The 21,603-nt window shown below is 35.2% G+C and carries 35 protein-coding genes; 34 read left to right on the forward strand and 1 reads right to left on the reverse strand.

Annotated elements, in window-relative coordinates:
• Positions 1 to 254: 254 nt before the first annotated feature.
• The 10 genes from QZZ51_RS04645 to QZZ51_RS04690 all read left to right on the forward strand — a co-directional run bounded on the left by QZZ51_RS04645 (position 255) and on the right by QZZ51_RS04690 (position 4,358).
• On the forward strand, positions 255 to 512 hold the full coding sequence (locus QZZ51_RS04645) for a hypothetical protein (protein WP_291866616.1): 258 nt from the start codon (positions 255 to 257) through the stop codon (positions 510 to 512).
• A gap of 6 nt (positions 513 to 518) precedes the next feature.
• Entirely contained in the window at positions 519 to 947 is a 429-nt protein-coding gene (locus tag QZZ51_RS04650) for a hypothetical protein (protein ID WP_291866619.1), read from the forward strand.
• Positions 948 to 1,184: 237 nt separating this feature from the next.
• A complete protein-coding gene (locus tag QZZ51_RS04655) occupies positions 1,185 to 1,472 on the forward strand; it encodes a hypothetical protein (protein WP_291866621.1) in 288 nt (95 codons plus the stop codon).
• 16 nt (positions 1,473 to 1,488) lie between these two features.
• Entirely contained in the window at positions 1,489 to 1,683 is a 195-nt protein-coding gene (locus tag QZZ51_RS04660) for a hypothetical protein (RefSeq protein ID WP_291866623.1), read from the forward strand.
• Between the two features lie 2 nt (positions 1,684 to 1,685).
• Positions 1,686 to 1,940, forward strand: a complete 255-nt coding sequence (locus QZZ51_RS04665; RefSeq protein ID WP_291866626.1) for a hypothetical protein — start codon at positions 1,686 to 1,688, stop codon at positions 1,938 to 1,940.
• Between the two features lie 187 nt (positions 1,941 to 2,127).
• Entirely contained in the window at positions 2,128 to 2,403 is a 276-nt protein-coding gene (locus QZZ51_RS04670) for a hypothetical protein (protein ID WP_291866628.1), read from the forward strand.
• Between the two features lie 60 nt (positions 2,404 to 2,463).
• Positions 2,464 to 2,628 (forward strand): hypothetical protein, encoded by a 165-nt coding sequence (locus tag QZZ51_RS04675; protein WP_291866631.1) that lies wholly within the window; start codon positions 2,464 to 2,466, stop codon positions 2,626 to 2,628.
• A 25-nt stretch (positions 2,629 to 2,653) separates the two neighbouring features.
• Positions 2,654 to 2,923, forward strand: coding sequence for a hypothetical protein (locus tag QZZ51_RS04680; protein WP_291866633.1), 270 nt, complete (start codon positions 2,654 to 2,656; stop codon positions 2,921 to 2,923).
• A gap of 38 nt (positions 2,924 to 2,961) precedes the next feature.
• A complete protein-coding gene (locus QZZ51_RS04685) occupies positions 2,962 to 3,195 on the forward strand; it encodes a hypothetical protein (RefSeq protein ID WP_291866636.1) in 234 nt (77 codons plus the stop codon).
• Positions 3,196 to 3,494: 299 nt separating this feature from the next.
• Positions 3,495 to 4,358: a tyrosine-type recombinase/integrase gene (locus QZZ51_RS04690; protein ID WP_291866638.1), complete on the forward strand. Its 864-nt coding sequence runs from the start codon at positions 3,495 to 3,497 to the stop codon at positions 4,356 to 4,358.
• A 33-nt stretch (positions 4,359 to 4,391) separates the two neighbouring features.
• On the opposite strand, the gene QZZ51_RS04695 is transcribed toward QZZ51_RS04690, so the two are convergent.
• Positions 4,392 to 4,814 (reverse strand): hypothetical protein, encoded by a 423-nt coding sequence (locus QZZ51_RS04695; RefSeq protein ID WP_291866641.1) that lies wholly within the window; start codon positions 4,812 to 4,814, stop codon positions 4,392 to 4,394.
• A 299-nt stretch (positions 4,815 to 5,113) separates the two neighbouring features.
• On the opposite strand from QZZ51_RS04695, the gene QZZ51_RS04700 reads away from it, so the two are divergent.
• The 24 genes from QZZ51_RS04700 to QZZ51_RS04815 form a co-directional block, all read left to right on the forward strand.
• Positions 5,114 to 6,817 carry a hypothetical protein gene (locus tag QZZ51_RS04700; protein WP_291866643.1) on the forward strand — a complete coding sequence of 568 codons (1,704 nt, stop codon included), beginning with the start codon at positions 5,114 to 5,116 and terminating at the stop codon, positions 6,815 to 6,817.
• Between the two features lie 23 nt (positions 6,818 to 6,840).
• Entirely contained in the window at positions 6,841 to 7,290 is a 450-nt protein-coding gene (locus QZZ51_RS04705) for a hypothetical protein (protein WP_291866644.1), read from the forward strand.
• A gap of 79 nt (positions 7,291 to 7,369) precedes the next feature.
• Positions 7,370 to 7,969: a hypothetical protein gene (locus QZZ51_RS04710; RefSeq protein ID WP_291866647.1), complete on the forward strand. Its 600-nt coding sequence runs from the start codon at positions 7,370 to 7,372 to the stop codon at positions 7,967 to 7,969.
• Positions 7,970 to 8,049: 80 nt separating this feature from the next.
• The gene (locus QZZ51_RS04715; protein WP_291866649.1) at positions 8,050 to 8,397 is read left to right on the forward strand and encodes a hypothetical protein; all 348 of its coding nucleotides are present in this window, start codon (positions 8,050 to 8,052) and stop codon (positions 8,395 to 8,397) included.
• Positions 8,398 to 8,419: 22 nt separating this feature from the next.
• Positions 8,420 to 8,776: a hypothetical protein gene (locus QZZ51_RS04720; RefSeq protein ID WP_291866651.1), complete on the forward strand. Its 357-nt coding sequence runs from the start codon at positions 8,420 to 8,422 to the stop codon at positions 8,774 to 8,776.
• Positions 8,777 to 8,790: 14 nt separating this feature from the next.
• Entirely contained in the window at positions 8,791 to 9,804 is a 1,014-nt protein-coding gene (locus QZZ51_RS04725) for a hypothetical protein (protein ID WP_291866653.1), read from the forward strand.
• Positions 9,779 to 9,970, forward strand: a complete 192-nt coding sequence (locus tag QZZ51_RS04730; RefSeq protein WP_291866655.1) for a hypothetical protein — start codon at positions 9,779 to 9,781, stop codon at positions 9,968 to 9,970. The genes QZZ51_RS04725 and QZZ51_RS04730 overlap by 26 nt, the downstream gene beginning before the upstream one ends.
• 3 nt (positions 9,971 to 9,973) lie before the next feature.
• Entirely contained in the window at positions 9,974 to 10,471 is a 498-nt protein-coding gene (locus tag QZZ51_RS04735; RefSeq protein ID WP_291866657.1) for a hypothetical protein, read from the forward strand.
• A 2-nt stretch (positions 10,472 to 10,473) separates the two neighbouring features.
• Entirely contained in the window at positions 10,474 to 11,187 is a 714-nt protein-coding gene (locus tag QZZ51_RS04740; RefSeq protein ID WP_291866660.1) for a hypothetical protein, read from the forward strand.
• A 1-nt stretch (position 11,188) separates the two neighbouring features.
• Positions 11,189 to 11,674, forward strand: coding sequence for a hypothetical protein (locus QZZ51_RS04745; RefSeq protein WP_291866661.1), 486 nt, complete (start codon positions 11,189 to 11,191; stop codon positions 11,672 to 11,674).
• Between the two features lie 3 nt (positions 11,675 to 11,677).
• Complete coding sequence (locus QZZ51_RS04750; RefSeq protein ID WP_291866662.1) at positions 11,678 to 12,031, forward strand: carboxypeptidase-like regulatory domain-containing protein; 354 nt, start codon at positions 11,678 to 11,680, stop codon at positions 12,029 to 12,031.
• 4 nt (positions 12,032 to 12,035) lie between these two features.
• On the forward strand, positions 12,036 to 12,422 hold the full coding sequence (locus QZZ51_RS04755; RefSeq protein WP_291866663.1) for a hypothetical protein: 387 nt from the start codon (positions 12,036 to 12,038) through the stop codon (positions 12,420 to 12,422).
• Between the two features lie 4 nt (positions 12,423 to 12,426).
• The gene (locus QZZ51_RS04760) at positions 12,427 to 12,828 is read left to right on the forward strand and encodes a hypothetical protein (protein ID WP_291866664.1); all 402 of its coding nucleotides are present in this window, start codon (positions 12,427 to 12,429) and stop codon (positions 12,826 to 12,828) included.
• A gap of 7 nt (positions 12,829 to 12,835) precedes the next feature.
• Entirely contained in the window at positions 12,836 to 13,414 is a 579-nt protein-coding gene (locus QZZ51_RS04765; protein WP_291866665.1) for a carboxypeptidase-like regulatory domain-containing protein, read from the forward strand.
• A 2-nt stretch (positions 13,415 to 13,416) separates the two neighbouring features.
• The gene (locus QZZ51_RS04770; RefSeq protein ID WP_291866666.1) at positions 13,417 to 13,668 is read left to right on the forward strand and encodes a hypothetical protein; all 252 of its coding nucleotides are present in this window, start codon (positions 13,417 to 13,419) and stop codon (positions 13,666 to 13,668) included.
• A 4-nt stretch (positions 13,669 to 13,672) separates the two neighbouring features.
• Positions 13,673 to 14,884, forward strand: a complete 1,212-nt coding sequence (locus QZZ51_RS04775) for a hypothetical protein (protein ID WP_291866667.1) — start codon at positions 13,673 to 13,675, stop codon at positions 14,882 to 14,884.
• A 5-nt stretch (positions 14,885 to 14,889) separates the two neighbouring features.
• Positions 14,890 to 16,152, forward strand: a complete 1,263-nt coding sequence (locus QZZ51_RS04780; RefSeq protein WP_291866668.1) for a hypothetical protein — start codon at positions 14,890 to 14,892, stop codon at positions 16,150 to 16,152.
• 1 nt (position 16,153) lies between these two features.
• Positions 16,154 to 19,060 carry a hypothetical protein gene (locus QZZ51_RS04785; protein WP_291866669.1) on the forward strand — a complete coding sequence of 969 codons (2,907 nt, stop codon included), beginning with the start codon at positions 16,154 to 16,156 and terminating at the stop codon, positions 19,058 to 19,060.
• A gap of 3 nt (positions 19,061 to 19,063) precedes the next feature.
• Entirely contained in the window at positions 19,064 to 19,501 is a 438-nt protein-coding gene (locus QZZ51_RS04790; protein ID WP_291866670.1) for a hypothetical protein, read from the forward strand.
• Between the two features lie 38 nt (positions 19,502 to 19,539).
• Entirely contained in the window at positions 19,540 to 19,722 is a 183-nt protein-coding gene (locus QZZ51_RS04795) for a hypothetical protein (RefSeq protein WP_291866671.1), read from the forward strand.
• A gap of 52 nt (positions 19,723 to 19,774) precedes the next feature.
• Positions 19,775 to 20,422, forward strand: a complete 648-nt coding sequence (locus QZZ51_RS04800; RefSeq protein WP_291866672.1) for a peptidoglycan-binding protein — start codon at positions 19,775 to 19,777, stop codon at positions 20,420 to 20,422.
• Positions 20,422 to 21,039, forward strand: a complete 618-nt coding sequence (locus tag QZZ51_RS04805; protein WP_291866673.1) for a hypothetical protein — start codon at positions 20,422 to 20,424, stop codon at positions 21,037 to 21,039. The genes QZZ51_RS04800 and QZZ51_RS04805 overlap by 1 nt, the downstream gene beginning before the upstream one ends.
• The gene (locus QZZ51_RS04810) at positions 21,024 to 21,392 is read left to right on the forward strand and encodes a hypothetical protein (protein WP_291866674.1); all 369 of its coding nucleotides are present in this window, start codon (positions 21,024 to 21,026) and stop codon (positions 21,390 to 21,392) included. The genes QZZ51_RS04805 and QZZ51_RS04810 overlap by 16 nt, the downstream gene beginning before the upstream one ends.
• A partial coding sequence (locus tag QZZ51_RS04815) for a hypothetical protein (protein WP_291866676.1) occupies positions 21,389 to 21,603 on the forward strand: 215 nt, incomplete at its 3' end. The genes QZZ51_RS04810 and QZZ51_RS04815, both read left to right, overlap by 4 nt.

Below are 21,603 nucleotides of genomic sequence, written 5' to 3' on the forward strand. Positions count from 1 at the left end.
TTTCTACGCCCGAAGGCAATTGTACCCAACGGCCGCGGCTATGATTTAGCCGCCCTACCCATAAAAAAACTGCGGCTTAATTATAGGTTGTGTTCTTGAGAGTTAAAATAAAAAATAGGCGTGGTTTTGCAAAAACCAAATTGAGTCAAATGTTAAAGTTTTACTTATTTTATATCAATATTTTGATATGTGAATAATGTATCATATATTTGATATATCGAAAGCAAAGAAGCTGAGATTTTAAACTATAAATTATGATACTTCAAAAAATTTTAAAAAGAAAAAACATCGAACAAGTTCAAACTGAAATAAACGAATTAAAAAAAGCTGCAAGCGAAAGCTTTAATATGAATGATTTTAATGTTTCTGAGACAGAGGGTTGTATAAATAATTTAAAGGACTTATTGATTTATAAACAAGCCGAATTGATTATGCAAACGAATAACTTCAAAGCTTATGCAGACACGACTAAACAAATCTCTTTTGAAGAATTTTTAACAACATTAAACTAAGAGATTATGCAAGATATATATGTAATAAAAGGCGGCGGTCAAAGAGTAGCGCGAAATGTAGAATCGGGCATCGAGGTAGAATATGAAGTTATCAAAAACTCGGATTATGTTGAAAAATCAAAAGCTTCGGGTGTGGATTCGTTTACGGGTCAAATGTGGTCAGCAGATTTAGAGACATTGCAAAGTTGGGCAAATCAATGGGCTGGTGAAGAGGTTGAGTTGATTTTAAAGGATAGTGAAGACAATAATAGTCGTAATTACAATACAATTAAAGACTTAATAGAAGCTTCTTCGAAAGCTGACATTGCGAGAGCTAGGGGTAAGAGTCAGGTTCACAGTACTACACAATACCCCTCTTTTATTTCTAAAATAGAAGATGTAGAAAATGCAGTTAATAATTTAGGTTATGATATAGTACTTGTTAAAAAAAGGTAATTAATCACCGTACTAGACGCAACAGTGAGCGCCTATTTTTTATTTTCATTCTCTAGAACGGTGATGTTGTATGAGTAGAAAAGAAAAAAGGAATGCGAATTGCGTAGCAAAATATAGGGTATCACAAATATTTTTAATAAAAACTTTAATTTTAACAATTATTTTTAATGTTTTCCTTGACTAGTATTAATAAAAACATTATCTTTGGGTATAGGAAATAATAAAAACATTAAAACTATGGTAGTTATAAAAGAAATAAAATTAATAGCAGATACACAAAAAGGAGATGAAGAGGTTGTTGTAAAAATGGGTATTAATTGTGGCACATCGCAACCTATTTATCATTTTAACTTTAGGGGTTGTTACTTTGACAGAGGGAGTGGTAATATTTTTAAAGACCATGAAAAAAACGTATATGTAAAAATTAAAGATATTAAACCATTTGAAAAAGCTATAAAAGATTTGATTAATATAATTAGGAATGAGCCTGTTTTTTTTAATCAAGAAGAGTTTGATAATTTATAATAAAAACAAATTAAAGATGAAAGCAAAAATCAACAAACAAAATCCGTTTAGAATCGATGAAGCAAATAAATTATATAAAAAGATGGGTGAATTAAATTCAGATTGTGTGGAATATGGGATTGACACAAATGGATTGGTTTATTTTTCTTATATGAATGGGGTTGTTAAGAGGTTTACCAGAACGGAATTTATTAAAATAAGTAGATTGTAATTATGAAACTATCTAATTTAATTAGGGAGCTATTTAATAAAAGTGAGTTTACTTCCCCCGGTTCTCTTGCTGTACATACGAATCAAACTCACCCTTTTGTTGATGCTTTTATAAACGGAAGTAAAGCTAGTAGAGAGAAAGAGGATTTACTTTTTGAAGAGTTGACAAAAGGCATAACGGCTGATGAACTACTAGCAGCTATTGAGTTAATAAAAGTAGTTAGACTTAACGAAATTGAGCGCAACCAGTTTTTATAAGAGTAATCACGCCCTTACAGGTGGCTTTTCTTTTTTACTTATACAACGTGTTCTTGTGAGTTTTTTGGGCGTGGCTCTTTAAGCAGTTAATCGTACTCGAATTAATCGCCCAAAATATTCATCTAGAACGGGCTTGTGGTATGGATAGTTGCGTTAAATTAATTACAAATCTTAATAAATAAACGATATGAACTCAGACAGAATTAAAGAAATACAGGAACAAACGGCTTACCCAGAAAGTGTAAGTGTAAAACAAGCCTTATTACAGGTGTGGAATGAATGCGAACAAAAGCAATTATCTATACCACTTGTTAGCAAACGTTTAGAAATGCGAAGGCAAGCAAGCAATGTATTTGAACTAACAAAAGGTTTTACAACCGAACCAACGGATAACGCAATGAAAACAGCTTTAGAGATGGCTCACAATGTTATGGTATTAACAGCAGACTTAGACGGACAGTAAATGTTTGCTAACGCTCAAGGCTATGCCAAGATTTTTAACGAATAAAATAAACCTAGACAAATGAATAAGATAGCAAGAGAACAAGCAGATTTGTATCAAGACTTTTTTAACTTTTTAAGCCAAGAACATAATCTTACCTGTACTATTGAAGAAATGGACGAAATTATACACGAAGCACAGACTTTCGTTAAAAAATTTGATATAGCCAATGTTACCAATAGTTAATGATTAATCACAAACCATAATAGATATGCCAGATTATAAATTTTTTCCAATGAATGAGCTACCTGAAAAAAGCGTAGACGACCCAAGTTTCAGTAAGACAGTACTTGTCTATGATAAAACCGATAATAACCACGTATTCGAGAACCTTGGCTACTACGATTTTGAAAGTAGTGAATGGACTCATTTCGGGGATGAAAGTATGAAGTTAATATGTTGGTGTTATGTACCTGACCCGAAAAAATTTATAAGCTCTAACGATTTAGAAATTGCCTTACATAGAGGTTACAGACCTTAATTATTGGTAACGTATAAGTATAACAAAAGTTAAGGATTATGAGAAGCAAAGCAATGACAGAAATGGTTAAAAACATACCATTAAAAACAAGGATAAAAGTAAGTACAGAAATGGCTTTTATAGACCTAATCACAAAGTTAGGGTACAGACCTAATAAAATGTGGACTGATGATGAACAAGCCTTATTAGATAAGCTTTGCGGACTTGCTGACGAGTTAAGCACAGACCTTATTAAAGAGTTTGAACAATGGCAAAAAGACGGAGAGCCTTAATTTTTGTTATACTATGTTATATGACGAAGCGTGTAAATATTAAAATACCATTATGAAAGCAAAGTCCAAAATAGAAAACTGTAACAACGAGTTTAGCGAATTAAAGCGAAGTGTACTGTTAAAATGCTATAAAGGCAGTAATTTTAGCAAGTGCCAGAACATTGATAAAAATACAGGGAACTGTAAAAATTGTATAGCATTTTAATTGCATATAACTCCCCTATATCCACACCTTTTTAAAAATAAATCATTAAGAGTCAGATAAATAGCAAATAAACTCAAAAACATATTAAAGCAAGATGGAAAATTACATATCGGAATACAAAAATTACTTGTTAATAACAGGAAAAGCGGAAACAACGGTAAAGCAATACACCTCTATAATAGTTCGGTTTTTAGAAGAATACCCAAAACCAAAAAGTATTACAAAACCGCAATTAATACAATTTATGTTAAGAAGGGGAGCGGCAAGGACTATAAAGCAAGCGCATGGAGCATTGAACCATTTTTTTGTAGGGGTATTAAATTCTAGAGCTATAAAAAAGATACCACAGCCTAAAGTGTCCGATTTCATCCCAAATATTCTATCGGAAATAGAAATTCAGCAGGTAATATCTAATATTCCAAATTTAAAGCATGAAGCAATAATACAATTACTGTATAGTTGTGCGCTTAGAATAGGTGAAGTAATTAATCTAAAGGTGGTCGATATTGGCAAGACTAAAAATGTAATAAAAATAGTATCAGGTAAAGGCAATAAAACCGCATATGTACCAATACCAGAAGCAACAAAGAATCTACTAAGAGAGTATTATATAAAATACAAACCAAAAATGTATCTATTCGAGGGGCAAAACGCACCAAAATACAGCACCTCTAGTATTCGTAAAATATTAAAAAAGGCATTAATAAAAACAAATATTACAAAAAATATACGAGTACACGATTTAAGACATTCCAGGGCTACCCATTGGTTAGAAGCCGGAATGGATATTAAATTTGTACAACAAATATTACGACATAAAAAACTAGAAACTACAGAGCGTTATCTGCATTTAACAACCGATTCTTTAGAATACGCCATGGTATCCGCAGACAATAATATAAAAGAAAGATATTTAATACCATATACTACAGATAACAGAAAAACCATTGCAGCTTAATAAAAAAACAAATAATTCTGTAAATAATTAACCCTAATACACCTCCCCTATTTGGGTTAAAAAAGTAACTACCTCTTTCGGGTGTAAATATTTCTTCTGCAAAGACCTAGCACGTAACATATTTCTGTTTTCGCTAATAATAGTATTAATCATTTGTACAAATTCTGGCTGGCAAACCACAGAAAGCCTAGTTCTAAGTGTCTTTTTATCTGTTCCTTGTGTGTTTATTACAATTAATTTTCCATACCCCTCTAGCGGCTCCCCAATCTTTTCTAAAAAAGCAATAACCTCATTACTTCTAATAAATTGAACATGTTTAACCGTATCTATAGGAACCCCTCTTTTTTCTGCCATAATAGGGTTAATAAGGTTGGCAAATTCTTTTTTCCCCATAGACGGAAATTTGCGTAAAAGTTTCTGCTTTGCAATTCGGTAAGAATTAAATTTTAAAATCATACTACGGTGGTTTTGGTGAATATCCTTACAACAAAAATACTAAAACAAGCAAATTTTAAACCCAAATTTTAACCGCAAACATCAAAAACGCATCCAACCCAAGAAAAACGAGCCTAACCCAACAAAAACGGGTTTTAACCACTTGCATTATCAACATCTTTGGTTTATGGTATTGGACTACAAAGCTATTGGAGTGTAAAACTTAGACAGGTTTACACTCCTAGCTTCTTCCAAAATAACCAAGCACAAAGATCATTGAAAGGTTGAGTTACGAAATAGTTAACAAACAGGCTAAAAGAATGCTTCAAAATGGAGCGCAGTACAATCGTTTTTTTAAAAAAAGCAGTTGTGCTCCTCGGTATCTTGGAGAATCGGACACTTTGTTTACGGTGCGCCAAATGAAAAAATGGGCAATTAAAAATGTTGATCAAACAAAAGATTTAGCATTATCCCTTTTTTCGGGCAAAGAGCTAGCGCAAACAGCGGCTTTAATTTACAGATTCTTGTATAATCATATTCAGTACGAGTTAGATGGCAAGAAACAAAATTTAAGGTCTCCAGCTTGCAGTTGGGCAACAAGAGAACAAGGGGTAGATTGTAAGAGCTACAGCATTTTTGCAAGTACCATTCTAAGCAATTTAGGGATTAAACATTATTTCCGAAGAGTAAAACAGCCAAATCCAAATTGGCTAGTTAGTAAAGACGGAATTAACCCTAAACATTGGACCCATGTCTACATCGTAGTTCCAAGAAACCAAAAGAGTTTAAAAGTAGAAAACCCTAGCGATTATCTAGTAATAGATGCTACGGTACACGATAATAAAGAAGTTCGTTTCACACAAAAAAGTGATGAATTAATGAGTAAAGTAAGTTTACCACATTACGGATTGCAAGGAGCAGCACCAAGACAAAATGGACTTGGAGGATCTTGTTCATGTTCTCCAAAACGAACAACAACCACACCCTCAAGAATACCACTAACATTACAAAGAATTTCTAGAGAATCGGATAGAACAGCTATGCGTGGCGGAGAAATGTTAAGAGCACCCTTAAACTACTCACATGGATTAGGGGCTTCTGAGTTTTGGAAAGATGTTTTTGTAGTTGGTTCTAGTGCAGCCGGCTCTTTTGGTGGGTCTGGAAGCTCTGGCGGGTCTGGCTCTAAAGGTGGCGATTGGGCTAATGCAGCAACAGGGGTAGTTTCCTCTGGTGTGCAAGGAGCAAAAAATAACCAAATGCTTGTAAGTCAAGGCACAAGAGAGCAGCGGTTATCACAAATAGGAAGAACAGGAGCAACCTCTTCTACTATAAAATCTATAGGTATTGCCGCAGCACCGTATACATACGGTATTACAGCAGTACTAGCGTTAGTGCCATCGGCATGGTACGAAAAAGTTTTGGGACAATGGTTTTCTGGTGGTTTTAAATGCATAGGCTCTTCTTGGACAGAAAAAAGAGCTAAACAAACGGTAGCTATAGAGGCAGAGTATTTAAAATCGGAAGCCGCATCTGTTTTTTACAAAATGGAAACAGGGACAATTGCAGAGATAGAAACTGCAATAAATGCGTGGATGGAGTTCTTTTATTCTGTTCGCAGCACAGAAAGGCATTGGCTAAGTTCTTCCGCCAAAGACTGTACTAAAAAGGGATTATTTCTTCTCGTTAAATCCTTAGACGAATCAAAGAAAGAAATAGTATCCCACTTTAAGCAAGGTATAGCCAGATACGGACATTTATTAGCAAATTCAGGAACAAAGACGGTTAAATACCCTCCAGAAAAACACACAGGAAGACATTCTTTATCTAAAGAAGTAGAGCAATTTAAAATACAATTAAACCCATCGGCTAAAAGCACGGACCAAATTAATAAAGCCGTAGCCACAACATACGATGGAACCAACAAAAATATTACCCCTGTAGTACAACAGGCAGGCATGGGTAAAATAGGAATAGTACTTATGGCAGCCTTAGCAGGTGGTGCCTATATGTATAAAAATAGTTAGTTAATAAATTAAAATTAGTAAATATGAAAACCAGTACACCAAGTACAAAGAAAGTTAGCAAGACTGCCATTTTGGTAGGTTCTGCTATACCTGGGGCAATGTTCTCTAAAGGTGTTGCAACACTTGTTCCAGGAGGAAAATTAGGAAAATTAGGAATTGCAGTAGTTGCAGCATTAGGAGCAGCATCTATTACAGGAACCACAACAGGAGCAGAAGCTGCAAGAGGAGCCTTAATAGGGGCATCTGTACAACAAGCAGGTGAAGTAATCCTCGAAACGGTGCAGCCGATTGTGGAAAAGTATGTAGATAGCGGAGAGCCATCTAAATTAAAAGAGTTCGCAAGCAAAGCCGTAGGCCTTTCTAGTCCATCTAGTTTTTACGACCCAAGGCAATTGCAAGAGGCTGTTTATCAGGAGCCAGAATATTTAGGAAATCCTGACCCCTACCCTGCAAGTGGTCAATTTGGAGTATAATATATAATTTTTTTTAAGAAGCATAGAATTGTTGCCATTACCATGAAAATAATTTTAAACAATCTTAAAAAATAAGAAAATGAATAATTTAATAGGTCATTTGACCGTAGTAGAATTTTTAAAAACAATAGTAGGTTTTTTTAGCACTTCTTTAATACAAGCAATGGGAGCACAGGGCGGTGTATTCTTAGACCCAGCAGATTTATATGTAAAGAAAAAAATTGCATTAGGCAATACAAGAGTTAAGTTGTTAGATGTTAACTCTATACAATTAGATGGTGTTTGTTCTTTCGATTCTAGAGGAAAGTTAGACCAAAATAGAGCCGCAGTATTTAGTAGAATAGCAATCCGTTATGGAGAAGGGGCTGCAGATGCATCGCCAGGTTCTATTAACTATAATAAAGCTTTGCCGGCACCTTTATCTAATGCAGATATTGAAATAGTTCAAAAAGGACGCGTTGTATTACGTAAAAGTGTATCCTCTTTTGCAACTTTTGGGACTGCTACAGAAGTTGGTGCAGACTACTTAAACTTAGAAAGCTTAAGGTATTTAATTGATGATGAAGATGTAGAAATTAATCTTCTTTTCCCTGACGGCGTTGCAATGCAAGCAGAAGGAGCTGCTACTACTCCTTACATCTACGTTACTATTGCTGCTTTAGTAACAAGAAAGAAATAACATCTAGAAAGTACATTTTATTTAAAAAACCCACCTATTTGGGTGGGTTTTTTTGTTACTAATTCTTAAAAATAAGCACAATGAATATTGTATATAAAACAATAAATCTAACCATCCAACCAAATCAAAATTTTGCAGAAGTAAAAACTTCTTTGCCTTATGGAAAATGTATTGGAATGACGATTATAACAACAACAACTCCAGAACCAAATGAGATTGTAAACTTAACAATTTTAGATGGTGGTAATGAAATAGTTGAAGGTAGCGATTTTCGTTTATCGAAAAAAACAACTGCTGGTAAATGGATTGATTCCCTTAGGCCTATGAGCTTTAATTGCAATCGTAATATAACTACAAGACTATCTTCTGAAAACCCCTTGCCAGGAGGATTAAAAACACAAGTATTGTATTACATAATTCAGCAGTAGATAATAATTAACTATTCATTTTATGAGCTTATTAAAAGTTTTGTTAACCACATTAATTTTAACCGAAACAGATAATTCTTATTCGTTAAACGGAATGATGAATCCTCATTTTTTTAATGAGGGAAAATCTACGGTTGTTATAAATCATCAGGAAGTTTTACCAGGAGATATTTATCCGGTACAATTTGAAGGCATGGTGCTAAGTGGAACAATCAATATTAAGTTCAAAGATGAAATAGATATAGCAACTGGAGAACAAAAATTGAATAAACTGGTACTTAACTACGGTATGGTCGTAGGAGAAATAGACACCTCTACAGAAGGTGCCTCAAAAAATAACCAAGGACAAAGCCAAGGTTACGGCGGTAGTTGTTCTTAATAATCCCTTAACAAATGCAAAATACACCTAAGAGTTTTGATGATGTAGTACAAAGTTGGGAATCTTTTTTAAGAGGAGATTCTAAGCGAGTATTGCGCATACAAAATTTAGACACAAACGTTTGGGTGGTACAAAAAGGAAAATCCAAACCCTCTTTGTTTTCTTTAAAAGACATGACTACAACGCATAGTACTATAGCCAAATGGGTAGATGCTATGATAGTGGAGTTTGGCTTAAAGAATATAAAAGTTCTTTTTAGAAAACTATCTGGTGGCAATGGTACAGCAACAGAGCCAAATTATGTAGACACAACTTACAATGTAACTAGTAGATATGAGCTTTTAACAAAACACCAGAACGCACAAGTTGTAGTGCAACCAGAAGTGGTAAAAACTATAACACCTATGGACAACCAAATACCTTTACATACAGCACCAATAGTTAGCCATGCTCCAATGCAGCAGCAACAAAATTTTGCGCCACAACAAGACTTTGGATTAGGAGCAGCAGCAATGCGGTCCGTTGGTGGTGCAGCAAATTCCGCATTAGCTGCCGGAATGGGTTTAGCGGAATTTATAGAGCTAAAGAAAAATGCAGAAAGAGCAGAAGAATACAGAACTAAAGCAAGAAGGTTAGAAGATGAAGTGCATAGCCTTACTACACGTAACCGTGAGTTAGAATCTTCGGCATTTTTAGCCAAGCAAGAACTAGACCTCGCTATACGTTCCGAGCAATTAAATAAAAAAACTTGGTTAGATGGTGATGGCGCTCAAAAAATATTAGAACTAGCTCCAGCATTTATGCAGGGCATGCAATCCCAACAGCCACAAGCAGGTTTAGCAGCTCCAAGTAATGCTAGTCCAGAAAAACAAAAAATTATAGGGTATTTAGAAGATGAAGCAATTACAGAAAATATGCTGCCATTGATAGAGCAAACTATTTTCTTGTTAGCAGCAACACCAGAATATGCCCAAAAATTAAACCAACTAAACATTACAGAATATGCCACAGCAAACGGTAACGGTTAAAGAAACAAGTCCTATGGTAGACTTTAAGCGTAAAAATTGTATGGAAACAATTAATACGCTTACAGACACAGAACTAAAGAATTTAGAAACCCTTTTAAAAAGCGCAAAAGCAAGAGGTTATTTAGGAAATAATCTAAAGTTTATGAAGCTAAAAATATTTATCTAGAAAATGGCAAAATCTACAGCAATAACAAAAGTAGCTACTACAACGAAAAATGCGCTTCAAAACACGGGCAAGGCAATAGCCAGCAACCCAAACACAACGTTATATGTAGGTTTAGGACTTCTTTCTGTTTTTGCTGTTTACCAAATAACTAAATATTTAAAACCAGACACAAGTTCTGGAGGAGGAAATTTAGATAAAAGTAACCGTGTTCCTTATGGAGCCACAATTTCTGAAAATCAAGCAGAAGTTATTGCGGCCGCACTACATCAAGCAATGGTAGTATGGAACGGTACTAATGAAAATAGAATATACGAGCTTTTAACAGGAAAAAACAAAAAGGATTTTTCTATGATAAGTAATTCCTTCGGAAAGCCAAGATATGATGATTTTGGAGATGCATATTTTCCATTTCCAAAAAAATCTTTAAGCTATTGGCTGTATTCAGAACTAGAAGATGATGAGATTTTAAAATTAAAACAGGTAATGCCAAATGTAATTTAATTATGGGTAGGTCAGCAAAAGAATTAGAAGCATATTTAAACGCCAAAAATTGGGCAGGCTCGTATTCCGATAAGGAGTATAATTGTCATTGTGGCGGAGTAATTAAAAGAAGTAGTTTTACCTCTACACCTAGAACAACATCTGGTTCGCAGCCTAGAAGCAGTTCTACAAGAAGCAATCAAAGAACAAGAACTGTTGCTCCTTCTAGAACAACAGCAACTATAACCCCTAAACCAGTTGTAAGAACAAGACCAAAAGGGGTACAAATGGACCATTTAGGCACGGAGCAACCTATTACGCTAACGAGCACGCCTCCTAAGCCAACTACTGTACCTAGGAGTTCTACTAATACAACAACACCACCCCGAACACCAGTTAATACAGTTCCTAGAAGCTCTACAAATACGAATACAACAACAATACCCCGAACACCAGTTAATACAGTTGTAACAAACCCTACGGTAACAGCACCTGTAACAACACCAGTAAATAATGCTACGCCAACAGACTACATTAACACAGCAGCTACCAACCCAGCAGATGCAATTTTACCTACAGACACAGCAGACCCAATGGCACAAACAGGTGTTGTAGACGGTAGTGGTACGGCAGAAAATACAGAAGAAACAGTAGATGCTAATAATACAGGAAAATGGATTCTTGGGCTAGTTGTAGCTGGTTTATTAGTTCGTAAAATAATCAAGAAAAACAAGTAGTATGTGTACATGCCAAAAAAAAAATATTAATTACTTAGGCAAGCCATCGCAAGCAACTATAGATAAATATGCGGATTTTAGAAATTCTCGCACGCCAATTAAATTAACGCCCAGCCAAATAGATTCTATTACGGGTGGCGATATTGTACATGGTATTATAGTCGCTAAAGATGACCCTAGAATAGCCCCTAGCAAAGTTCCTTTAGCCCCTGCGCCAGTAATGCAGCACAAAGTAATTACTCCAGAAGAGTTGCAAGAAATTAACACTATAGTAAGCGAGCAAAAAGCATACGCAGAAACCCAACCAGGTAAAAGAAAATATATAGACACTACTATTCCTGCTGAAGCCAAAAATACCCCTATATCTTTTTTAAGCAACGGATTAACAACAATGGGTAGTTGGGCAATAGCAGCGGTAGTATTTGGCGGTATGGTTTTGCTAACCAATAATAAAAAGAAAAAGAAACCAGTAAAAGTTATCCTATAACAAATGGCACAAATAACACATAAAGGAACTGTAAAAGACCAAAACGGACAACCGTTACTTGGGGTTAATGTGTATTTGCAAGGCCCAAATGTTAGAGGAACAATTACAGATTTTAACGGCAATTTTCATATACAGGGTTCTTCTGGTGAAAAATGGGTGTTAAGCTATATGGGAAAAGAAACAAAGACAATTACTCTAGCTTCTAATATGGAAGATAGAATATATACGCTAAAAAATAAAGGAATTGCTTTAGATGAAGTAGTGGTAACAGCTAAATCCCCTTTAAGCAAAAACTTAGGGATAATTTTTGGAGCAGTAGCAATATATTTTGGTTATAAAAAACTGACTAACAAATAAAAAAATGTCAACAACAAGAGGTTCTAATCCGTCCTACAGAAATTCTCGAAGCAATGTTTCGGAGACTGCCCCTGTTAGAAGGAGTAAAAATCCTGACAAAACAAAGGTAAGAGTAGATGCAGGCAGCCTTAGGGTAAAGTCGGCAACCCGTAGGGCGTATCCGGAACCTAAATTAGACCCTAGTTATTATGTAAAGCCAGACCCAAATGCAGTACCAGAAACCACCCATACAACAACACCAGTAAATAATGCTACGCCAACACAAAATATAATTGATGTTCCAGTTACTAAGCCATTACAAGGAAGTGTAGTTAGCCCACAAACAATTTACTGGCTAGCTGCTATTGCACTACTATCTGGTATAGTATTTATAAACGTTGTAAAAAAATAATAAAATGAGCTATAAAGACCCAAACGATTTAAGAAAAGTACAAACATATACAGCACCAGTAGTAACATTTACTAATACGTTGCCAACGGCTAACACGCCTAGTTACATACCAGGGCCAACCAATACAGGAGGTAGTAATTTTTGGGCAACAATTGGTAATATAATTAATACTGCAGATAGGTATGTGGGGCCACTTATTAATAAAAATAAAGGGTATAGAACTAGCACTTCTGGCAATAATGTAAACCTACAGCCACAAGCGCAACAACAAGTTATTAATGGGCAAAATGGATACCAGTATGCAAATAATACTCCTCCGCAAAAAACCGACAATAGCAAGTTGCTTATAGGCGGAGCAATAGCGGTAGTAGCGGTTGGAGTAGGTGTTTATTTGTTTAAAAAATAAAAGTATTATGGCAAGAATAACACATAGAGGTAGGGTTTTAGATGCAAGCGGACAACCATTGTACCAAGCGCATGTAATTACCATTAATAGCAATCCAAAAAGAGGTGTAGTAACCGACCAAAACGGTTGGTTTACTGTTGTCGGAAATTTACACGAAAGTTTTGAGATTTCGCATATTGGTTTTACAGGTCAAATTTTTAGGCTAGACCGTTACATGGGTGATAAGACTTATTCTTTGTCTGAAAATGTAAACGAGTTAGAAGGCGTTATAGTTTCCCCAAGAGAACAGCACTACCCAAAAATACCTAAAAATTCTAGTTTTAATCTAGATAATATTTTTCAGACTTTAGGAGATGTGTTTAATGCTACCGTTAGACCAGCACAAACGAAAGTAGTTACCACTAGAGCAGGCATAGCTACAGGAAATCAAAATATAAATGCTAATCTTTTGCGGAGAGGAATAAATACAGACAACAACTTATCTACCCCAACCAATTGGGTAAAAGATAATCCGTTAGCGGCAAGTGGCATTGTTGTAGCCGTAATTGCATTAGGGGCAATGATTTTTAAAAATAAAGAAGCGTAATCATGGTAGGTAGGGTTAGAAAAACAGGCGGTTATAGCAGCTCTAGTAAACTTGTTATTATAGATGATAAACATGTGTTAAAAGCAAACGGCAACCAGGATAAAAACAAAATCCAAAAGAACGATTGGGTAATGGGTCCTATTGGTGATGACGTATTATCTGGTTGGTCTAAGTTTAAAGGAGGCAATTCAGAAGCAAAAGCAGATTATGATATATCAGATTCTATTAACCCACAGAATTTTCCAGATTTATAATATTATGAAAAGAATTTTATTTACAATAATAGCAACTGTTTTTCTTTTTTCTTGCGCCATTGGCCAGCAAAAAGCCAAAACATTTCATAACGGTATTGTGGTTTTAGGAACCACCGAAATTACAGCGATTCCTTTAACCTCTAATCTACTTGTATTAGATAGCGAAGGTTTTTCTACTGAAATTTCTTTAGCAAATTTAGTGTCTCAATTAAACCTTAATACAGGGAATTTAACGCAAGAAGAAGTAGAAGACATTCTAGGTTTAGCGTTCCAAAACGGCACACATACAGGTGTTAGTTTTGTTTATAATGATGTTAACGGTACAATAAGTGCAACAACTACAGGAATAAACACTATAGATTGGAATGATATTTTAAACACATTTCCCAATTTAGACACCACTAGAAATGATGATATTACCGTTAGTCCTATTTCTCCTAAAAATACAATAGAAATAGCAGTAGGAACTACCGCAGAGCTAAACGCCTTACCAGCAACTACAATCACAAGGCTAGAGTTCCCTACAGATGCACCTATAGGAACAAGTAGCGGACTTAGTGCGTATGAAATAGCGGTTAATAATGGATTTGTAGGCACGGAACAAGATTGGTTAACCTCACTAGAGGGAGCACAAGGAATACAAGGAATACAGGGAGCAACAGGAGCAACAGGAGCAACGGGAGAACAAGGAATACAAGGACTAACAGGAGCAACAGGAGCAACGGGAGGTTCTGGAATAACACCTTCAGAAGGAACAATAGCGATTACTATTCCAAATTCGGACTACACTATTATACAAAACAATTCGTACTACTACCAAATTGGTAAACTATATCATTTTAATATGGAATTAAGAATCAAAAAAACAGGGAATAGTAATTTAGGAGGCAGTAATCCACCTTTTAGAATTTCTGGATTACCACAATCTAACTCTAACAACCCTACCTACCCTATATTCGACGTTTCTTTTCAATATTTAGATTCTAATTGGGGACCAGATTACAACACTCCATTCCATGCAGATATAATAGACTTTAAAGCCGCATTAACTGGAGGAGCATTACAATTTGGCACAAACAGAAACCCTTCAACTGCTAATGCAGTAACAGGGTATTCTATAACCTCTAATTTTAATGGAACAGGTTTTCAGCAAAAAACAGGAGGTATTAACGATTACTTCAATGTATCAGTAACCGGAACGTACTTAATAAACTAAAAAAAATGAGAAAATTTTTAATTGTAATATCCCTATTATTTTCTATAGTTGCCCACTCGCAATCTATAAGAGTTGGTTCACCAGAATCTGGCACAAGCCTAACAACAGCACAAGAAACAAAGCTAACCAACCTGCCAACAGACCAAAACACTATCAATTCAAACATAGAATCTAGAACAGCGTTAAATGATGCGAAGGTTAGTGATACAAATGACGACTTAGGAAATCATACCGCTACAGAGCCTTTAAAAATGGTGGGAAATGATATTGATTTAACAGGCGGAGCAGGTGGAACATCTGGAAAAATTAAGTTTAATCTTGGTAGTTCTGAAATTAGAAATATAGTTATGCTGACAAACGGAGAACTAACACACGTAGCTCTTCCGTCAAGTTCAGGAACAGAAACAGGCGAAAGAACCTACAGAACAATAACAGCAGGGGTAATACAAGTTGCTGATTTGAATTACAATGATGCAGGAAATGTAGTAACTAATGAGTTCACAGGTACAACAGAACTAAGTTTAGGAGCAGGTGTAACAACGACAAAACAAGCGTACTTTGATAAATTAGGAACAGGAACATTAACTATAAAAGCAGATGTTGGATATACCTTAAAAGGTAACGGCATGCTTAATAATATTACAACAGAAATAGCAGCTAATCAGCACTTAGTATGCAGCGCTACAGACCAGACGAACATATCTTTAGAAACTTTGGGCGGTACTACGTACAGAGTAGATAGCACTTGCGATATTGTGTCGTCCTCATTGTCGCATCCGAATGACAGCAACGCAAATTCAGAGCTAATTAATGGCATGGCTTTTTCTTTTCCTCCTGACGAGTCTAATAATGTAGTATCGACAGCTAATGTTGTTAATGCGTTATACGGAACTGCAACAATATCTAGTGTAGCTAATACAGACAACGGTTATGGTAAAAGTTATGTAGGCTCAACTACTAGCAACGCTACAGGAGGAGCAGATAGGGTAGGTATAACTTTTAATGTTCCTACAACTGGAACCGTTAAAATCGTGTTCGATTATAGGATGACGGTAGGAACGGAAGGACGTATACGTATAATATCTGGAGGAACTGGCTTTACAAATTATACAGATTTGGCAAACACAAATTGGCAAGGAGATATAAAAGAAAGTATAGTAGCAGTAGACGGTTCTGGGGTAATTCATATTCAGATATACGGAGAGGGGAATACTAACGGAAATGTAGGAGATACTATGGAATTTATAATTTCAGCAGAAGCACAATAATATGAAGAAGATACTAATAGCAATAGCATTTCTTTTAGTATGTACTGCACACGCACAGTCATTCTATATGACAGATGCAGCACTTACAGAGATAGCGAATAGATACGATAACGGTTATATAACAGGAACAGGATTTGCAGATGATTACGCACGAATTAATACTGTTATTAGTGCGTTCGATGTAGACAATACAGCTAACCGATTTAGTAATTTTCACAAGCTACAGGAAACTGTACCTAATCAATACGATACAAGTTACACAATAGCTGAAATTTTTGCCATGGAGCCAGACCGTGCAGGCGAAGACATGCACATCAAAGGTATTATTTCTAAAGCTAAAAATGATGTTGTAGGTATGGATGCGGTTATGGCTGAAATTAAATGGCTAACTAGCCAAGCAGAGTTTGATTTCACAAATACAACAAGATGGAATAACGGCGTGCGTATAGGTGTTAATCCTTTTTTTATTACTACTTCAAAATTTAATAAATTAATAGACACTTACTTTTTAATAAAAAGTGATGTAACGAACTTGTCAACACTTGAGGAATCAGCAATAACAACCTTTTTTCAAAATTACAGAAATTGGCTATACCCAAAAGTTCAGACAGAACTAATAAATAATTGGGGCGCAAGTTGGCAGTCTGGAGCATATTACGGAAATGGTAATCTAATAGGGGATGGAAACAGCAATAACAGCTATCCTATTGAAAATTCTTCTGGTGTTAACAACCCTGATTTTGGAGTAACTTGGATTCAAAATGGCGGAAATAATAGACTTGCAGAGAGTTTAGATTTTCTACACAATTACGCTATACATTACAATGATAGTTCTTTAGAGTCTTATTGTAAAGATTATTTTAAAACAATAATGAAAATTTGTGTTTTTACAAACGGAATATTTTGGGAACTCTATAGAAATTATGAAACAAGTACTACTGATTGGGAACTAGGTATAAGTTATAGTACAGTAACAGCAGGGGCATTAACAAGGATGGCTCATAGAGATGCTATGAAGAATACTACTGATTTACTTTATGATTACGAAACAACAGATGGAATATTAAATGGTAGCAGTAATCACTCAGTAACTTATGCAGGAGGTAGTACAACGAACGGAAGCACACCTAAAGGATTAAAATTAATGCTTACGGCTATTTCTAAATTCTATAGAAATACTGCAAATGGCGGTTGGAATGATGTGTATTATAACGACGGAAAAGCATTAGATGGTGGAATAAAAAGAAGGCACTCTACGACTTTTGCAATAGCAAACCTATTTTATAAAGACCAGAGTTTACAAGATTTTTATACTTATAATCAATCGGTCGGCTATGCGGCAAAAGGAATCGATAGCGATGGTTACGCAGAAATAACAGATGATGGGAACTGGAAGAATCATATAAAAGGAGGGTTTTGGTTGGAACAAGAATCAAACTTTTTTAGTGCTCAAAACACTACAGGAAAGCCAACGATCTACCTTACAGATGAAGATATAAAGGCGTACCCTACTGCGGAAGGATGGGGCAAGAATGCAACAGGAGGTAGGGGTTTACCTGTTTATTTTGTTACTAATCTAAATAATAGTGGAGCAGGAAGTCTACGACAAATTGAGCAAGACATTGAAAATTCGGGACAAGGCGGAAATATACTTTTCAGGACGAACGGAACAATAAATTTAGGTTCAGGATTATATTTTTCAACAGGTGTTAATAATATAACAATATATGGGCAAAGTGCTACGGGAAACGGAATAACGGTACATAATCACGAGACTAATGTAAGGTCTTCTAACTTTATTATGCAACACATGAAGTTCCGAGGGGGCGACGGTGCGGATGCCGCACATGTACAGTCGTTCAGGATAGGAGGAACAAATCAGAATGCAAATAGAAGTCAATACGCAATCAATCAATGTTCATTTACGTGGGGAGATAATTCAGGTAGTTTTGGTGTTAACTTAAATGCAGGAGATTTACTTAATACTTTAGAATATTTTACGCTTCAAAATAGTATTATAGGTGAAGGATTCAACGCAAAAGGTGGTATTGCGTATGGGCGTGGATTCTCTAATGCGTCATTCATTAACAACGCATATATCAACAATTCAGAGCGTAATATGAGGTCTTCGATAGGTCAAGATAATAGCTATGAGTTTATCAATAATTATATCTACGGACATACATACGGGCTACAAGCTACGGCAAAAAATGTTATAGACGTAATAGGTAATGTATATGAGGATGGTTGGGCTACGCAAGGTTCAAGTGCTACTATAGAACTTTTAGATTGCAGCACTAGTAATTGCGCGCCATCTGGGGATACCGACTATACAGGTAGTCAGCTATATAATCTAGATAACTTATTCAACAATAATGCAGCGCCTTTAAATACAGAAGCGACTAATGCATTAGTTTCTAGCAGAATAAATGCAAGTACTTATGTACCATTAAATTCTAATTTAGTTAAGTCTCATGTTTTAGAAAACGCAGGTGCTAGAGTCAATCTAGAAGGATTAGATGCTGTTGACCAACACTTAGTTGATGATGCGAATAATGGAACAGGAAGCTATGCTAATAACGAAAGTCAGACCATAGGACTACCTACTTTTTCAACCGCTCCGAATTATTTAGATACGGATAATGACGGATTAGAAGACGAGTGGGAATTACTGAACGGAGGACTAACACTTAATCACAGTGATGTATTAGATGTCTACGATTTTGATACTTTTTATGTAGACCAGTCGACGAACACAACAGGAGCCACAACGGCTAGATACACGGCATTACAAGCATATCAAGCTCACAGGGCGGCACAATGGAATGGATATACAAAAGTATATTCACAATCGACAACAACATCAAAAGAAGTACAACGTAGAATAATATTAAGTAGAAGAGATTAAATAATGGATGATTCTCAGGATGAAATTTTAAAACTATTAAAGGCTATGGGAAACAAGTCGGAAAATAGTCAGATTACATTTAACTCTAAAAATGTTATAACAACATTAATAGGGGTGCTAATAATCGGAATTATCACTTCTGCATTCAGCGTATGGAGTAACGACAAAGACCAAGACAACGCAATAGACAACATAGCCAATGCGGTTAATCAGACACAGAAAAACCAGGTTATTCTAGGAAAAAAAATGGATGCATTTACAGAATCTCCAAGATATACAAAAGTACAACACGATTCGGAGCTGCAAGTAACCAAAAATGAAATTACGCAGAACTCAAAAAGTATAGAAAAATTAAATACAGAGGTTCGCAGCTTGGTAGATAAGCAGAGAGATGTTTTAGGGAAAATAGAAATTATAGAAGTTATTATTAATAAGAAATAAAAATAGTAAATAAATATTCACACTTAAATTTTAAAATTATGAAAAAAGGATGGAGAACCCTACTAATAGCAATTATTACCGCACTATTTGGAGTTGTAGAAAGCTTTGACTGGACTAATGTAATAACAGGAGAAAATGCCACTTGGATTATTACAATAATTGGTGTTCTTTTTGGTTTTTTAAGAACCAAAACCGATACAGCATTAGGAGATAGCAAGTAAATAACAAAACCCTTCTGGTAAAAATCTAGAAGGGTTTTAATTCCCTTTAAAAATGAGAAAAATAGTTGAATTTCAAAAAGAAAACGGATTAGTTCCAGACGGGATAATCGGTAAAAACACCCTAAAAGCTTTCCAAGCTCAATTTGGGGTTTCAAAAATTCAGTTAGCACATTTTCTAGGACAACTACACCACGAAACTAATGGATTTAAGTACGATACAGAAAACCTTAACTATTCCGCTATTGGCTTAATAAAGACCTTTTCGTATTACCGAAAAAACAAAGTACAGGCCTACCAAGATGGGAGAACCTGGGGGCATAAAGCCAATCAAGAAAAAATAGCCAATAAAGTCTATTGGGATAAAAACAGAAACCCATCTCACCAACTTGGAAACACCAACTATGGCGATGGATGGAAATATAGAGGTCGTGGAGCAATACAGTTAACAGGACTTTTTAATTACAAAAAGTTTGCAAAATGGATAAAAGATGTTACTATTTTAGAAAATCCTGAAAAAGTTGCTTACAGTTTTTACTTTACCTCTGCTAAATATTTTTTTGAAGAAAATAAACTTTGGAATTTAGCAAATAACATAAATAGAGATTCTATAGTAAAAATAACCAAAGCAATTAATGGCGGACTCAACGGCATAGAGGAGCGTATTCGCATGACTAGGTACTACTATAATAAAATGAGATAATGAAATACTGGAGCATATATATTATAATAATTCTTTTAGGAGCTTGTGGTTACTTAGGGTACAGTAGAGCTAATAAAAACAACTACATTAAAGAATTAAAAACAAACCAGTTTCAATTACTACAAGAGAAAGATGCACAAATTGTAAATCTAAGAATAGGTCAGAAAGAATTTTTAACGCAAATAGATACTCGATTTGCATACTTACACCAGGTGTTAGATAGTGCCAGCATCAAACAAAAAAATATAGAAAAAATTGTAATTCAGAAAATATACTACAAAGATTCTACGCACAACAAAATTAGTTTAGAAACTGTTTTAAAAGGCATAGAAAATTCCGTGGCCATTACACAAGATTTCACCGATAAAAGTAACTGCCTAACGATTAATGGGCAAGTTAGCTACAATGGTAAAGATTTGTCTGTAAACATATTAGAAAGGGAGTTTAATAGCGAAACGCAAACGGTATCGCATGTAAAAAGGAAGCAATGGAAATGGTTGTTTTTAAAATCTAGATTCTTAGGGCGTAGACAAATAAAAGTTACCACATTCAATGCATGCGGAAAAACTAAAACCCTCATTTTAGAAAAGAAAAAAGGATTATGGCAGAAAAATTAGATTACAAAGCAATAGCTATTCAGGCAGGGATTACGGCTATAGTATTTGCCGCGGTAAATAAGATTTTTACCCCAACGCAAAACGCAATAGGTTTAGCCGAAAAAGCAATAGCCTTTATGCCAATAGAACACCAAGCCAAATTTGCCGATTCGGTTACGGTAGAGAATGCTCGGGACAATAAATGGTTAGCAGAGCAATTATCCAATTTAGACCCAAACGACCCTAATATTTATAAGGATATAAACAAAACTAGCATTGGTAATTCTGCATACATAGCCCTGTATGGTTCACATGAAGGTGCAAGAAAAAAAAGTTTAAGAATATTAAATAATATTAAAACCCAATTAGCATGAAAACTAAACCAATAGCTATAGGAGCTGCAATAGGTTTAGGCGTATTGTTTTTAATCACCAAAACCAAATCTGTTTTTTCCCCATTAATTTATAATCAAAAAATAAGGGGAAACGATGTACATGGTTCAGGGGCTTATGGTGCGTCTAGAGGAGATAAAATTCATAACGGGGAAGATATTATTGCACAACCAGGACAAGCAATAAAAGCTCC

The organism is Maribacter sp. (assembly GCF_016744255.1).
Taxonomy (GTDB): Bacteria; Bacteroidota; Bacteroidia; order Flavobacteriales; family Flavobacteriaceae; genus Maribacter_B.